This window comes from Jannaschia seohaensis (genome assembly GCF_900116765.1).
Lineage (GTDB): Bacteria > Pseudomonadota > Alphaproteobacteria > Rhodobacterales > Rhodobacteraceae > Jannaschia > Jannaschia seohaensis.
In genome coordinates this window covers 205955-219911 of sequence record NZ_UETC01000006.1, presented here as the reverse complement: position 1 = coordinate 219911, position 13957 = coordinate 205955, and the positions used below count along the sequence as shown (strand labels likewise).

The 13957-nt window shown below is 68.6% G+C and carries 18 protein-coding genes and 1 pseudogene; 16 read left to right on the top strand and 3 right to left on the bottom strand.

All coding sequences use genetic code 11. The features are described from left to right. Positions 1-11: 11 nt before the first annotated feature. The 9 genes and pseudogenes from DTQ71_RS24940 (at position 12) to DTQ71_RS14495 (ending at position 5279) form a co-directional block, all read left to right on the top strand. Positions 12-914: a crossover junction endodeoxyribonuclease RuvC gene (locus tag DTQ71_RS24940; RefSeq protein ID WP_425452104.1), complete on the top strand. Its 903-nt coding sequence runs from the start codon at positions 12-14 to the stop codon at positions 912-914. After that, positions 911-1111 (top strand): hypothetical protein, encoded by a 201-nt coding sequence (locus DTQ71_RS14525; RefSeq protein ID WP_109565018.1) that lies wholly within the window; start codon positions 911-913, stop codon positions 1109-1111. Before DTQ71_RS24940 ends, DTQ71_RS14525 begins: the two co-directional genes overlap by 4 nt. After that, entirely contained in the window at positions 1104-1532 is a 429-nt protein-coding gene (locus DTQ71_RS14520; protein WP_109565017.1) for a DUF6362 family protein, read from the top strand. The genes DTQ71_RS14525 and DTQ71_RS14520 overlap by 8 nt, the downstream gene beginning before the upstream one ends. 460 nt (positions 1533-1992) lie before the next feature. After that, positions 1993-3330 (top strand): site-specific DNA-methyltransferase, encoded by a 1338-nt coding sequence (locus DTQ71_RS14515; protein WP_109565016.1) that lies wholly within the window; start codon positions 1993-1995, stop codon positions 3328-3330. Between the two features lie 4 nt (positions 3331-3334). Next, positions 3335-3835: pseudogene (locus DTQ71_RS24340) on the top strand (DNA cytosine methyltransferase); the annotation flags it as partial. A gap of 250 nt (positions 3836-4085) precedes the next feature. Beyond that, complete coding sequence (locus DTQ71_RS24335) at positions 4086-4370, top strand: hypothetical protein (protein ID WP_245947548.1); 285 nt, start codon at positions 4086-4088, stop codon at positions 4368-4370. Then, on the top strand, positions 4367-4825 hold the full coding sequence (locus DTQ71_RS14505; RefSeq protein ID WP_109565014.1) for a MerR family transcriptional regulator: 459 nt from the start codon (positions 4367-4369) through the stop codon (positions 4823-4825). The genes DTQ71_RS24335 and DTQ71_RS14505 overlap by 4 nt, the downstream gene beginning before the upstream one ends. Then, positions 4822-5037, top strand: a complete 216-nt coding sequence (locus DTQ71_RS14500) for a DUF7220 family protein (protein WP_109565013.1) — start codon at positions 4822-4824, stop codon at positions 5035-5037. The genes DTQ71_RS14505 and DTQ71_RS14500 overlap by 4 nt, the downstream gene beginning before the upstream one ends. Positions 5038-5081: 44 nt before the next feature. Further along, positions 5082-5279: a hypothetical protein gene (locus tag DTQ71_RS14495; protein ID WP_109565012.1), complete on the top strand. Its 198-nt coding sequence runs from the start codon at positions 5082-5084 to the stop codon at positions 5277-5279. A gap of 54 nt (positions 5280-5333) precedes the next feature. Here the strand turns inward: DTQ71_RS14495 and DTQ71_RS14490 are convergent, their stop codons facing one another. Both DTQ71_RS14490 and DTQ71_RS14485 read right to left on the bottom strand, forming a co-directional pair. Then, positions 5334-5852 carry a DUF3489 domain-containing protein gene (locus DTQ71_RS14490; RefSeq protein ID WP_109565011.1) on the bottom strand — a complete coding sequence of 173 codons (519 nt, stop codon included), beginning with the start codon at positions 5850-5852 and terminating at the stop codon, positions 5334-5336. 95 nt (positions 5853-5947) lie between these two features. Next, the gene (locus DTQ71_RS14485) at positions 5948-6220 is read right to left on the bottom strand and encodes a hypothetical protein (RefSeq protein WP_109565010.1); all 273 of its coding nucleotides are present in this window, start codon (positions 6218-6220) and stop codon (positions 5948-5950) included. Between the two features lie 111 nt (positions 6221-6331). On the opposite strand from DTQ71_RS14485, the gene DTQ71_RS14480 reads away from it, so the two are divergent. From DTQ71_RS14480 to DTQ71_RS14450, 7 genes are all read left to right on the top strand, one after another. Next, entirely contained in the window at positions 6332-6898 is a 567-nt protein-coding gene (locus tag DTQ71_RS14480) for a hypothetical protein (protein WP_109565009.1), read from the top strand. Beyond that, positions 6849-8873, top strand: a complete 2025-nt coding sequence (locus DTQ71_RS14475; protein ID WP_172500062.1) for a phage terminase large subunit family protein — start codon at positions 6849-6851, stop codon at positions 8871-8873. Before DTQ71_RS14480 ends, DTQ71_RS14475 begins: the two co-directional genes overlap by 50 nt. Positions 8874-8876: 3 nt before the next feature. Then, entirely contained in the window at positions 8877-9092 is a 216-nt protein-coding gene (locus DTQ71_RS14470; RefSeq protein WP_109565008.1) for a phage head-tail joining protein, read from the top strand. Positions 9093-9212: 120 nt separating this feature from the next. Beyond that, a complete protein-coding gene (locus DTQ71_RS14465; protein WP_245947544.1) occupies positions 9213-10658 on the top strand; it encodes a phage portal protein in 1446 nt (481 codons plus the stop codon). A 4-nt stretch (positions 10659-10662) separates the two neighbouring features. After that, positions 10663-11643, top strand: coding sequence for a head maturation protease, ClpP-related (locus tag DTQ71_RS14460; RefSeq protein ID WP_170125438.1), 981 nt, complete (start codon positions 10663-10665; stop codon positions 11641-11643). Between the two features lie 4 nt (positions 11644-11647). Beyond that, positions 11648-12013 carry a head decoration protein gene (locus DTQ71_RS14455; RefSeq protein ID WP_109565006.1) on the top strand — a complete coding sequence of 122 codons (366 nt, stop codon included), beginning with the start codon at positions 11648-11650 and terminating at the stop codon, positions 12011-12013. 82 nt (positions 12014-12095) lie between these two features. Further along, positions 12096-13109 (top strand): major capsid protein, encoded by a 1014-nt coding sequence (locus DTQ71_RS14450; protein ID WP_109565005.1) that lies wholly within the window; start codon positions 12096-12098, stop codon positions 13107-13109. 1 nt (position 13110) lies between these two features. Here the strand turns inward: DTQ71_RS14450 and DTQ71_RS14445 are convergent, their stop codons facing one another. Then, a complete protein-coding gene (locus DTQ71_RS14445; protein ID WP_109565004.1) occupies positions 13111-13956 on the bottom strand; it encodes a PGN_0703 family putative restriction endonuclease in 846 nt (281 codons plus the stop codon). Between the last annotated feature and the right edge of the window lies 1 nt (position 13957).

Genomic DNA, 13957 nt, shown 5'->3' with positions numbered 1-13957 from the left:
GCGCCGGGACCATGCTTCCTTCAACGGCCCCCATCCTTCATTTGAAGGAAGTTCCCGGCCAAGTCGCCGTCCCGCAACGGAAATCCGGCGCGGCGGACTTCTTTCAATATTTCACGCAAGGACCCTCGCGCGCGTGGATGGGGATGGAAGCCAGACACATACCCCATGAAGTAACTGAAATATTGAAAGAAGAGATTAATACTCATTCTGCCAATGGCTTGCGGCCCCACTTCCTTCAAGCGGACGGGGTGAAGCCATTGAAGGAAGCGCTGGGCGCTCCCGGCAACGACAACGTGACCCTGACCAGACCTCGCGATCCCGGTCCGGGCGTGCTTGCTGCCCTCATCAGGCAGCCGTACCGCCCCGGCCTCTCACTCGAAGAGGAGGTCGTCATGGACCGCTCCCCACACATCGCCCCGGCGCCTCTCACGGCTGCCGGCACTCTCGACCGCTGCATTCTCGCGCTGGATCTCGGCACCAGCACCGGCTGGGCGTTGCGCTCGGCCGAAGGGCTGATCACCAGCGGGACCGCGAGCTTCCGCCCCGGCCGCTATGACGGCGGCGGCATGCGCTACCTGCGCTTCACGATCTGGCTCACCGAGATCGACCGGCTGTCGGGGCCGATCGCGGCGATCTGGTTCGAGGAGGTCCGCCGCCACGCCGGAACCGACGCGGCCCATGTGTATGGCGGACTGATGGCCACGCTGACCGCATGGGCGGAACTGCGGGGCGTGCCCTATGCCGGCGTTCCCGTCGGCACGATCAAGCGCCACGCCACCGGCAAGGGTAACGCGCCGAAGGAAGCGATGATCGCAGCCGCGCGGGCCCGGGGCTTCAGCCCCGCCGACGACAACGAGGCTGACGCCATTGCGCTGCTGCTCTGGGCGATCGAGACGAACGGGGGTGTCGCATGAGGTGGCATCCTAAAGGCTACGGCGGCCAGCGCCGGGATCCGGACCAGGTGAAGCGCGACGGCTGGCGCGAGCAGGGTGTGCTCGCCGTCTCGCTCGAGGACGCGCGGCTGACCTGGCCGGAACGCGAACTCGTCCGCCAGCTCGGCGAAAAGCTCTACGGGCCGCGCCCCTCCGACGAGGGAGGGCGCCATGGATAAGTGGACCCCGTCCCTCGTCGAGGCCCGTCTCGCCGAGGCGGCGTTCGTGCTCAAGCGCCTGCCTGAGCCGCGACGGCAGGGCTACTTCAGCACGTGGCCCGAGATCATCCATTCCTTCGCCGACAAGGTCGGCCAGGAGCCGAAGCCCATGCGGGTGCTGCCCTCGCCGCAGGCGATCAGCCGGATGGAGGAGACGCTGACCTGGACTGCCTGCCTCGACCCCGTCGACGGCAAGATCGTCTGGATGCGCGCCCATGGTGAGCGGTGGAAGACCATCTGCTGGACGGTCGGGCTGCAGCGCTCGGCCGCCCATCAGCACTGGCTCTACGGGCTCTGCGTCATCTCGCTGAAGCTCAACCGGCGTCGGTTCAACCGCAACCTGCCGAAGCGGCGCGTGATCGAACTGGCCGGTGGCTCGTAATGCTGCGCGCCAGAGGGGAAGGTGTGCGGCGGACAGTTTTCGACGGGACAGAAAACCGGTTCAGGGGCTAGGTTCGGGATAAGCTCGGGAGAGGCGCGCGCGGCGCGGTCCCGAACGAAACCATCCTTTCGTCGGCGGGGTCCGCTAAGAAAGGAAAGGCGCTAATCCTTTCCTTGCGGACCGCTGTCCGCCCCACCACGCCCCTCGGCCGAGTTCGCGGTTCCTTCCGCGCGACCTGCGTATGCTGGCGGGCTTGGCTCGGCATTTCGCCAGCGTCAGGGCCGGATTTTTGGGAAGCCACCCGGAAGCCGGAGCCACCCGCCACCCACGCGAACCCCAATGAACGCTGGCCTCTGGGCCGGATACCCCGGACACCGCCGGACCCCGCGTGGAGTCCAGCTTGGCATCCGGAATCCGGAGTCCGGCCGGCATCCACCTCATCGACGGAAACCACCCGCCCATGACGCTGAACTTCGCCCCCGAGCGGATCGAGATGTGGCCGCTGGCCAAGCTCCAGCCCTACGCGAAGAACGCGAAGGTGCACGGGGCCGACCAGGTCGCGAAGATCGCCGCCAGCATGGCCGAGTTCGGCTGGACCATGCCGTGCCTCGTCGGCGAGGACGGCGAGCTGATCGCGGGCCATGGCCGCGTTCTGGCCGCGACGCAGCTCGGGCTGACCGAAGCGCCGGTGATCGTGCTGGGGCATCTGACCGAAGCGCAACGCCGGGCGTATCGGATCGCGGACAACAAGCTCACGGAACTCGGCAGCTGGGACGAGGCGCTGCTCTCGGCCGAGCTGCAGGACCTGCTGGCGGACGACTACGACCTGTCGCTCGTGGGCTTCTCCGATGGCGAACTCGACAAGCTGCTGGCCTTCGATCCGGACGGGGGCGGTGAAGAAGAAGGTGGCGCCGGGGGCTCCGTGCCTCCGGTGACCATCCCGGAACCGCCGCGCAACCCGGCGTCGCGGACGGGCGATCTCTGGGTCCTCGGCGACCACCGGCTGCTCTGCGGGGACTCGACCAGCGAGACGGATGTCCGCCGCCTGATGAATGGCGAGCGCGCGATCCTGTTCGCCACCGACCCGCCGTATCTCGTCGACTACGACGGTTCGAACCATCCGACACGCAACAAGGATTGGAGCCAGAGCTACGGCGTCACCTGGGACGACAGTTCGCAGGGAGCAGAGCTCTACGACGGTTTCATCGCCGCCGCCGTGGCCGAGGCAATCACCGAGGATGCCGCCTGGTACTGCTGGCACGCGTCCCGCCGCCAGGCGATGCTGGAGGCCTGTTGGGAGAAGGCGGGGGCTTTTGTCCACCAGCAGATCATCTGGGTGAAGGATCGCGGAGTTCTGACCCGCTCGCACTACCTCTGGAAGCACGAGCCCTGCTTCATGGGCTGGCGCCGCCCAAACCGCCCGCCCAAGGTCGCCGAGGAAACGCTGCCGTCGACATGGGAGATGCCCAGCTTCGCCAAGGACGACCGTCCCGACCATCCGACGCCGAAGCCGCTCGACGCCTTCGGCATCCCGATGCGCCAGCACGTCGCCCGCGGTGGGCTCTGCTACGAGCCGTTCTCGGGCTCCGGCTCGCAGATCATGGCGGGCGAAGCCAACGGCCGCCGCGTCTTCGCGATGGAAATCAGCCCGGCCTACATCGACGTCGCCGTGGAACGCTGGCAGGCCGAGACCGGCCGCGACGCGATCCTCGACGGCGGCGGCCGGACCTTCGCCGAGGTGAAGGCCGAGCGGCTGGGCGAGTCCCCGGCCGCGGCCGAGGGGGCCCACGCGGCCTGACGACGTGGATGGCGTGGCTCTACCTTCCTCCGGCCTGCCTGCCGGAGCCGGCGACGCGTGCCTGTTCGGCCTCTCGCTCTGTTCCGGCGCCGGCGGGCTCGACCTCGGACTGCACCTCGCATGCCCCGGATATCGCACTGTGGGTCATGTCGAGCGGGACGCCTACGCCGCGGCCGTCCTCGTGGCGCGGATGGAAGACGCGGCCCTGGATCCGGCTCCTGTCTGGGACGACGTTGCCACCTTCGGCGGCCGCCCTTGGCGCGGCGCGGTGGACATCGTCACTGCGGGCTATCCGTGCCAGCCGTTCTCCGTCGCGGGCAAGCGCAGAGGCGCGGACGACCCGCGCCACCTCTGGCCGCATGTCGCCCGGATCGTCGGCGAAATCGAGCCGCCCTTCGTCTTCCTCGAGAACGTCGCCCATCATCTCCGCCTCGGTTTCCCCGAAGTCGCCGGAGGACTGGTCGGCATGGGCTACCGCCTTGCGGCAGGCCTCTTCACGGCGGCGGAAGTCGGCGCGCCCCATCGGCGCGAGCGGCTGTTCATCCTCGCCCACCGCGAGCGCGACTACCTGGCCGACCCCGCGCGCCTGCTCCGGCACCCGGTCGAGTGGCGGGAACCGGACGGAACTGCTACGGCTCTGGCCGACGCCGCTGGCGGGCGACAGCAAGGGAACGCGGAACCGGACGAGCAATCGCGGCGAGACGGCGCGCCCGCGCAACGACGGGACGACGCTCTGCGATGCGACGCGTCTCTGGATGACGCCGACGGCGCGCGATCACAAGGACGGGGCGACGAGCCTCGCGAACACGCCGGTGAACGGGCTGCTTGGCCGCCAGGTCCTGGTGACGCCGACGGCTGGCGGGAATTCCTGCGACACGCCCCGGACCTTGAACCCGCTGTTCGTCGAGGCGCTGATGGGCTGGCCCACCGGGTGGACCGGCTTCGGCTCTGTGGCAACGGCGTGGTGCCGCTGGTCGCGGCGCATGCGCTCCGAACTCTCGCAGCTCAATTGCTGGCCGATGGATAAGGGGGCGGCGTGAAGACTTGGACGATTCACGAGGCTGCGGACGCCTTGTTGATGACGACTGGCGAGCTGAGCCAGTGGATCTCGCGTGGTCACTACCGGCCCTCCGAGGAGGTCCGACCCGGTCAGCGCCGGCGGTTCGATTGGCGCGATCTCGCGTGCCTCGCGGTCATGGGCGCGCTTCGGCCGCACTGTCTGTCGATCAACGCGATGGGTCTGATGACCGGCGACCTTCGCGAAGACCTCGCCACGATGGACCGGATCCCCGATCGCCCGAGTCTGTTCTTCTTTGCCGCGAACTGGACCAAGGGCAGACACAGACAGACGGTTGGACTGGTTCCCGAAAAGGATCTCTGCACGGTGCTGAGGAGCCATCCCGAGTCCGTGATCGTCGTCGATGTCACGGCCGTTTACCGAGCGGCTCTCGCGAGGCTCCCTTCTGCGGTCGCCGCGGGAGGCGCTGCAGCATGAAACAGAGCCGCTTCATGTCGATGGTCGAGGCCGCGACGAATGTCGTCGTCGGCTACGTTCTGGCCATCGCAACGCAGATCGTCGTCTTCCCATGGTTCGGGATCGAGACGGGTCTTGCCGAGCACATGACCATCGGTCTCGCCTTTGTCGGCGTCTCGCTGGCCCGCGGCTATCTGCTGCGGCGGCTGTTCGAGCGCCTGCGCGGCTGGTGACCGTTGCGCTGGCGGGCGCTCGGTCGCGCTGGTAGCCTTGGGCCATGTCCGAAGGCTGGCAGCATATCGAGATTAACGATCATGGGACCATGGTCGTCCTGCGTCCGATTTCGGACGAGGGGCGCGGCTGGTTCGAGGAGCATGTGGGCGAGCCGGAGCCGGGCGGAATCTACACCTGCGAGCCTCGCATGGCGCAGGACATCCTGCAGGCCGCCGCGCGTGACCTGCTGTCATGGCAATGAGACACCGCCGCCCCATGCGGGACGGCGGCATCGGGTCCGTCGTGGTGTGCGGCGTCAGTCGTCAACGATCATGTAGGTCCTGCCGCGCCCCTCGATCTTTTCGGAGGTGATCGTCAGGCCCAGCTTCTTCTTGAGTGCGCCGGACATGGCGCCTCTCACTGTGTGAGCCTGCCATCCCGTGGCGTCGACGATCTCGTCGATGGTCGCGCCGCCCTCGGCGCGGAGCATCTCGATCAGCGTCTCCTGCTTGGTGCCCTTGCGGCGCTGGACCGGGGCAGGCGGCGTTTCCGCCGGCGGCATCTCATCCTGCTCGTCCGTGATCCCGAGGGTGCTGTAGGCGAGAGGGGTGGCGCGCAGCGTGATCGGGCCGCGCTCCTCGTCGTGCCGCCAGACCGTGTTGAGATCCGTGGCGGCGATTTCCTCGATCAGGCCCTGCTTGAGAAGGCTCTTGCAGACGTTGCCGACGGCGCCGCCCTTGAGGCTGGCGGTGACGGGGAAGATGGCTCCGTCCTCGCGCGCGCAGGCGGTGGACAGAATGACGGCTTGGGCGTCTGAAAGCTGGATCTGGGCCATGGGATCGTCTCCGTATTCGGGCCCGCGACATGCGGCGCCTTCTACGACCCCGAGCCGCGCAGGGCGCGCGGCGGGAGTTCCGGCTGGGCCGGAGATCAGCGGGCGTGTTCGCCCTCGCCAAAGGCGCTGTCGGTGATGCGCTTGAGGAGGCTGGCGTAGTGTTCGAGGGTGCCGACCATCGCCCAGCCCACCTCGTCGGGATGGCAGTTGAAATGGTCGTCGCTGAGCGCCTGCAGGCGGGCGAGCATCTCGTCGATCTCGGCCTTCTTGCCGATGAAGGCGTTCAGGGCCGCTTCCCTGTTCCGGCGCGCCTTCTCGGCGCGGAGTTCGTGGCGGGGGGTGGTGATCGGGTTCGGGCGGGTGGTCATCGTGGTGGCTCCGGGTGAGTTGCATCATCCTTGTGGGATCGAAGTTCGCTCTGTCCGCGAGGCTTATCAACTCGATAAGCACCTGACTTTGAATGATAACCGGGGTTGGCGATGCAGGGCATGAGCGAGCGCCAGTACGCCGCCCGTGTCGGGCTGTCGCGCGGCGCGATCCAGAAGGCGAAACGGGCCGGACGGCTTGTGCTCTTCCCCGATGACTCCATCGACGCCGAAGCTTCAGACCGGCGACGTGCCGAGACGACTGATCTGTCAAAGAGCAGACCGAAGGCCGCAGGCCGTCCAGGCGGAATGAAGCCGGTGCCGGCGGCGGTCATTGCGTCTGCCAACGAGACGCTGCGCGAGAACGGGGTCACCGTTCCGGAGGTCGGTGAAGCCGGCGCCTACATGAAGGCCAAGACCTTCAACGAGATCATGAAGGCTCAGGAGCGCAAGCTCGGGCTCCAGATCAAGAGGGGCGAGTTGGTCGACCGCAACCGCGCAATCTCGCTGGTCTTCCGGCTCGCGCGCGAGGAACGCGACGCGTGGGTCAACTGGCCGGCGCGGGTGGCTGCGCTGATGGCGGCGGAGTTGGGAACGGAGACGGCGGCCATGCAGAAGGTTCTGGAGGCCCATGTCCGCGCCCATCTCGAGGAACTCGCCCAGCCCCGGATCGCACTCTGATGGCAACGCCTCAAGCAGCGAAGCGATAGACGAGAATATCTCGCAGTTCGACGGGGCGGAGGCGCTGCTCCGGGCCTGGGGCCGCGGGCTCACGCCCGATCCCTGGCTGACCGTCTCGGAATGGTCGGACACGCATCGTTGGCTGAGCTCGCGCGCGAGCGCCGAGCCCGGCCGGTACCGGACCGAGCGCACGCCCTACATGCGGGCGATCATGGACGCGCTCTCGCCCGGCGACCCAACGCAACGGGTGGTGTTCATGAAGGCTGCGCAGGTGGGCGCGACGGAGGCCGGCAACAACTGGATCGGTTTCGTGATCCACCATGCGCCGGGGCCGATGCTGGCCGTCCAGCCGACGGTGGAGCTGGCCAAGCGCAACTCGCGCCAGCGGATCGACCCGCTGATCGAGGAGAGTCCGGCGCTGAAGGAACGCGTCCGCCCGGCGCGGGCGCGCGACAGCGGCAACACGCAGCTGTCGAAGGACTTCCCGGGCGGCGTGCTGGTGATGACCGGCGCGAACTCGGCCGTCGGCCTGCGCTCGATGCCGGCGCGCTACGTATTTCTCGACGAGGTCGACGCCTATCCGGCCTCGGCCGACGAGGAAGGCGATCCGGTCGGGCTCGCCGAAGCGCGCTCGCTGACCTTCGCGCATCGGCGGAAGGTGTTCCTGGTCTCGACGCCGACGATCCGCGGGGTCAGCCGGATCGAGCGGGAATACGAGGCGAGCGACCAGCGCCGCTTCTTCGTGCCGTGCCCGCATTGCGCCGCGATGCAGTGGCTGCGGTTCGAGCGGCTGCGCTGGGAGAAGGGCAAACCGGAGACGGCGGCGTACCATTGCGATGCCTGCGACGAGCGGATCGAGGAGCACCACAAGCCGGCGATGCTGGCTGCGGGCGAATGGCGGGCCACCGCCGAGGCCCGCGACGCGCGGACGGTGGGGTTTCATCTCTCGGCGCTCTATTCGCCGTCGGGGTGGAAGAGCTGGGCCGACATCGCGCGGGACAAGGAGACCGCGGCGGGGTCCGACGAGGCCGAGCGGGTGTTCCGCAACACCGTGCTCGGCGAGACCTGGATGGAGACCGGCGAGGCGCCCGACTGGCAACGGCTGGCGGACCGGCGCGAGGCGTGGGCTCCAGGCACGGTGCCCGAGCGGGGGCTGTTCCTGACCGCGGGCGCCGACGTGCAGAAGGACCGGATCGAGGTCGATGTCTGGGCTTGGGGCCGGGGTCTGGAAAGCTGGCTCGTCGACCACCTCGTGCTTGAGGGCGGGCCCGGCGATCCGGTCTGCTGGCAGCAGCTAACCGACCTGCTGGGTCGGACGTGGACGCGTGTCTCGGGTCAGCCCATGGCGCTTGCCCGGCTCGCGATCGACACGGGCTACGAGACCAGCGCGGTCTATGGCTGGTCCCGCCAGGTTGGCTTCGCGCAGGTGGCGCCCGTGAAGGGCGTCGAGGGGTTTACCCGGACGAGCCCGGTGACGGGACCGACCTATGTCGATGCAACCGTCGCGGGCAAGCGGCTGCGGCGCGGTGCCCGGCTCTGGACCGTGGCCACCTCGACCTTCAAGGCCGAGACCTACCGCTTCCTGCGGCTGGCCCGGCCGACGGCGGAAGAGCAGGAGGAAGGTGCTTCGTTCCCGCCCGGCATAGTGCATCTGCCCGGCTGGGCCGACACCGAGTGGATCCGGCAGTTGACGGCCGAACAGCTGGTGACGGTCCGCAACCGCCGCGGCTTCGCGAAGCTCGAATGGCAGAAGCTCCGCGAGCGCAACGAGGCGCTGGACTGCCGGGTCTACGCCCGCGCCGCCGCCTGGATCGCGGGCGTGGATCGCTGGCCCGAGGCGCGGTGGGCCGATCTGGAAGCGCAGCTCGGGGTGGCGAAGCAGGACGGATCCGAAGCCGGTCCGGCAACGGCGCCGGCCGTCCCGACACGAACGATGCAGCGCCGGCGCACGGTGCGCTCGAACTACATGAGGTGATCAATGGCCACGGCCGCAGAGCTCCGCGCCCGGCGCGACGCCCTGACCGCGCAGCGGTCCTCGGGCGTGGCGCGGGTCAGCTATGACGGCAAGACCGTGGACTATCGCAGCGTCGCCGAGATCGACCGGGCCATGGAGGCGCTGGACCGCGAGATCGCAACGGCCGAGGGGCGCCGGATCGTCCGGCAGCTGCGCGTGACGACGGCCAAGGGGCTCTGATCGATGGGCCTCTTGGACCGTTTCCGCCGCCGGTCGGCCGGCGGCCCCGCGTCCTCCGGGCTGTCGCGGCTCCCCCAGAGCCACGGTCCCTCCGGACTGCGCGCCCGCCTCGAAGGTGCGATGGCGAAGCGCCGGCTGCGCGGGTGGAACCCGCCGCTCGAGAACATCAACGCGCTGGTCGCCTCCGGTGGCCCGCGTCTGCTCGCGCGATCGCGCGAGTTGGTGGTAACCAACGGCTATGCCGCCAATGCCTGCGAGGCCTTCGCGGCGAACCTTGTCGGGGACGGGATCAAGCCGTCCTCGCTCATCGGATACGCGGATCTCCGCGAACGGGTTCAGCGGCTCTGGCTCGCCTGGACCGACGAGGCCGATGCGGACGGGCTGACCGACTTCTACGGCCTGCAGGCCATGGTCGCGCGCGAGATGTTCGTCGCCGGCGAATGCTTCGTCCGGCTGCGCCCGCGCCGGGCCGAGGACGGGCTGCTGGTGCCGCTGCAGCTGCAGCTTCTCCAGTCGGAAATGCTGCCCTTCGAGAAGACCGAAGCCGCGGCCAACGGCAACCGCATCCGCTGCGGGATCGAGTTCGATGCGATCGGCCGGCGCGTGGCCTACCACTTCCGCCGCCGCCACCCGGGCGACAGCACCGATCAGGGGGCGGTCATCCCGGAGACGGTGCGCGTGCCGGCAGGCGATGTGCTGCACATCTACCGCCCCATCGACGCGGGCCAGATCCGGGGGCTGCCGCATATCGCGCCGGCGATGGTGCGGCTGTTCCTGCTCGACCAGTATGACGACGCCGAGCTCGACCGGAAGAAGACCGCGGCGATGTTCGCCGGCTTCATCACCAAGACGGCGCCGGAAGAACCCATGATTGGCGAGGCAGAGGCCGATCTGGACGGGGCTGCCATCGCGAGCCTCGAGCCCGGCACGATGCAGGTGCTGCTGCCGGGCGAGGACGTGAAGTTCTCGTCGCCGGCCGATGTCGGCGGCGGCTACGAAGCGTTCCAGTACCGGACGCTGCTGGCGGTCTCGGCCTCGCTGGGGCTGCCGTATCACCTCGTCACCGGGGATGTGCGGCAGGCGAACTACTCGTCTCTGCGCGCCGAACTCGTCGAGTTCCGCCGCCGCATCGGCCAGCTGCAGCATGGCGTGATCGTGCACCAGTTCTGCCGCGCGGTCTGGCAGCGCTGGCTGGAAACGGCGGTGCTCTCGGGCGCGCTCGATGCCGATCCCGCGACGGTGCGGCCGGTGCAATGGATCCCGCCGCGCTGGGACTGGGTCGATCCGCTGAAGGACATCCAGGCGCAGGTGCTGGCAATGGAGGCCGGCATCACCTCGCGGCGCAAGGTGGTCGAGGCGACCGGCTACGACATCGAGGAAGTGGACCGCGAGAATGCCGCGGACGCCGCCCGTGCCGCGGAGCTGGGCCTGCGCTACCGCACGAACCCCGGCGAGACGCAAGGCGCCCGTGCGAAGCCGGCGACGCGTGCCGAGCCCGGCAATGGCGCCGGCAACGATACGGACGACGGCGCCGCGGCGACCGATCCGGCCACCGAACAGGAGTGACGACATGGCAAGCTGGTATGCGATCCGCGCCCGGGGGACCGGTGCGGAAGTGGCGATCTATGACGAGATCGGCGCCTACGGGGTCTCGGCGAAGGGTTTTCTCGCCGAACTGGGCGCGCTGCCTGAGGGCACGCCCATCGATCTGCGGCTGAACAGCCCCGGCGGCTCGGTCTTCGATGCGGTCGCGATCCACAATGCGATCAAGCGCCACGAGGGCACGGTCACGGTCTGGATCGACGGCATCGCCGCCTCGGCCGCCTCCTACATCGCAATGGCGGGCGACGAGATCGTCATGCCCGAGAACGCCTTCCTGATGATCCACGATCCGGCGGGCCTCGTGATGGGCACGGCCGAGGACATGCGTGCCATGGCCGAGGCGCTCGACAAGGTGAAGGGCAGCCTCGTTTCCGGCTACGCCGCGAAATCCGGCCGGACGCCGGAGGAGGTCTCCGCGCTGATGGCCGCCGAGACCTGGTTCGACGCCGCGGACGCGGTGGCGCAGGGCTTCGCTGACCGGCTGATCGAGCCTGTCCGGATCGCCGCGAACTTCGACATCGGGCGCTTCCGCAACGCGCCGCCGGTGCTGGTCGAGGCTATCGAAGCGGACGAGGAGACCGACGGCGACGCTGAAGGCGATCAGCTGTCTGGTGCCGACGACGAGCAGGATGCCGCCCCCGGCGCGCCTCAGCCACCAGCCAATTCGCCGCCGCCGAGCGGCGCGCCGCCGGACCCCGCCACGATCCGCGCAGAGGCCATCGGCCACGCCCGGGCCGTCATCGATCTCTGCCGCCTTGCGGGCCAGCCGCAGATGGCAGGTCGCTTCCTCGAACAGGACGCGAGCCTCGACGAGGTGCGCGCGGCACTCCTGGCCGCGAAGGCCGAAGCCGAGCCCGAGATCGCGCCCCATCACCCGCAGCCCGGCCGGTCCTCGGCCGCGCGCCCCTGGGGCGAGATCGTCGCCCGCACCTTCAAGCTGAAAGGATGACACCATGACCACGCTCGTCGAAGGCACGCACCCCGGCGGCTTCCTCGTCTGGGAAGCCTTCCGCGACTACACCCGCGAGACGATCACCGTCGCCGCCGGCACGCTCGAGCCCGGCACCGTGCTCGGCAAGATCACCGCCTCGGGCAAGTACGCCGCCCACGATCCGGCCGCCGTCGACGGCACCGAGACCGTCGTCGCCGTGCTCTGGGGCAAGGCGGATGCGTCCGGTGGCGATGCGCCGGCCGTCGCTCTCGTCCGCGGCCCCGCAATCGTCAACCGCCACGACCTCGTCTTCGCCGGCACGCCCAGCGAGGGGGAGACCGCGGCCGCCCACACGGCGCTCCTCGCCGCGGGCATCCTCGTCCGCTGACCCAATTCCCTTATTCACGCGCGCCCGGACGCAAAACCGGCGTCCACTTTTGCCTGGCGCGCTCACGACAGGAGGCATCCTCATGGCCACCATGGACATCTTCGAAGGCGATGCCTTCACCATCGTCGAGCTCACCCGTGCGCTCGAGAACATTCCCTTCAAGCCGGCACTGCTCTCGGGCTCGAACCTCTTCAGCCCGCGCGGCGTGCGTTCCCGCACCGTCGTGATCGAAAGCCGCGACGGCACGCTCTCGCTGATCCCGTTCTCGGAGCGTGGTTCGGCTTACGAGCAGCAGGTGCCCGACCGCCGAGAGATGCGTGCCTTCGTCTGCCGCCAGTTCAAGAAGCAGGACGTGCTCTGGGCCTCGGAGATCCAGTCCGTCCGCGACTTCGGATCGGAAAGCGCCACCCAGCAGGTGCAGACCGAGGTGGCCTATCGGCTGCGCAAGCTCCGCCAGGATGCCGAGACGACCTTCGAGTACCACCTCCTGAACGGCATCCAGGGGCTGGTGAAGGACCCGAAGGACCACGCGACGGTCGTGAACTATTTCACTGAGTTCGGCATCACGCCGGCGGCCGAGATCGACTTCGACCTCGACAACGCGAGCCCAGCCTCGGGGGCGCTTCGCAAGCGCTGCCAGGCGCTCATCGAGAGCGTGGAGGACTCGATGGGAGGGCTCTCGGCCGGCGCCGTGCAGGTGCGTGCCGAATGCGGCTCGGCCTTCTTCGCCGATCTCGTGGCCCACAAGGAGGTGCGGGAGACCTATCTCAACACCGCCGCGGCAGCCGATCTTCGCGGTCGCGTGGCGGACGAGGTCAGCTTCGGCGGCATCACCTTCCGGCGCTACCGGGGCGGCGTCGGCTTCACGGTGCCGACCGACAAGGCGTTCTTCTACCCCGAGGGTATCGAGGGGCTCTTCGAGATCTACTACGCGCCAGCCGACACCTTCGAGACGGTGAACACGCTGGGCCAGCCGCTCTATGCCCGGACGATCCCCGACCGGGACCGCGACGAATGGGTGCGGCTGGAGATCGAGAGCAACCCGCTCCCGATCTGCACACGGCCGCAGGTGTTGCGCTCGGCACGGCGGACCTGAGTCAGAGCGTGACGCCGTATCGGGCGTGAAGATCGCTGAGATGCCGGACCAGCCAGTCGGCCGGTTCGGTATCCTGCCAGAAGCGCCAGAGTTCGGGATAGCTCATCGCCTCGAACGCCGGCGATGATCCTGCCACGCGCGCCCTGAACTCCTCGATCTCGTCTCGATGGGCCACAAACTCGGGACCGGCGGTTGGGTTCGCGGGCTCCCAGAACAGATAAAGCAGCGTCACCGGTCGGTCGGGGAAGCTGCGTGCCAGTCCGAACGCATGCTTGATAAGCTGCGCAGCGTCGAGCCAGGTGTACTTGTCTGGCCGATCCCGGAGGCGCAGCATCTCGCGAAAGTATCCCTGATCGCGCCGCGTGTCCCTGATCTGCTCCTCGTAGGCGTGCGAGAATTCGGCCCGGTGGGCCGACAAGTGTTCGGTCAGCTTGGACTCGATCCCGACCACGCCGCCGGGGCCCGAAAGCACGACGTCCAGGTTGGGTGCACGGCCGCCGCGGAGTCCGGTGGGGCATTTCCGTTCGAAGCGAAGATCGTCGAAACCGGCACCCATCGGCATGGCGAGGTCGGCGATCCGGCTCCGAAACGGCGCGAAGCAGTTGACCGCCAGCCCTGATGAAGAATGGGCCGCCCGAAACTTGGTTTCCAGCTCGTTGCCGTCGCCCGAAGACAGGTCTGCTTCGAAATCCTTCAGCGTGACCTGCGGAAGCAGGGTGTCGCGAAAATCTGCAACGTAGCCCTTCGGGTCGAGAGATGTGTCCGGGTGCTGGTGAACGAAAGCCTCTGAAAGAGCTTGAACGGCTCGGATCCTCGTCGGGCGTTCTGAATTCGATTCCTGTTTCATG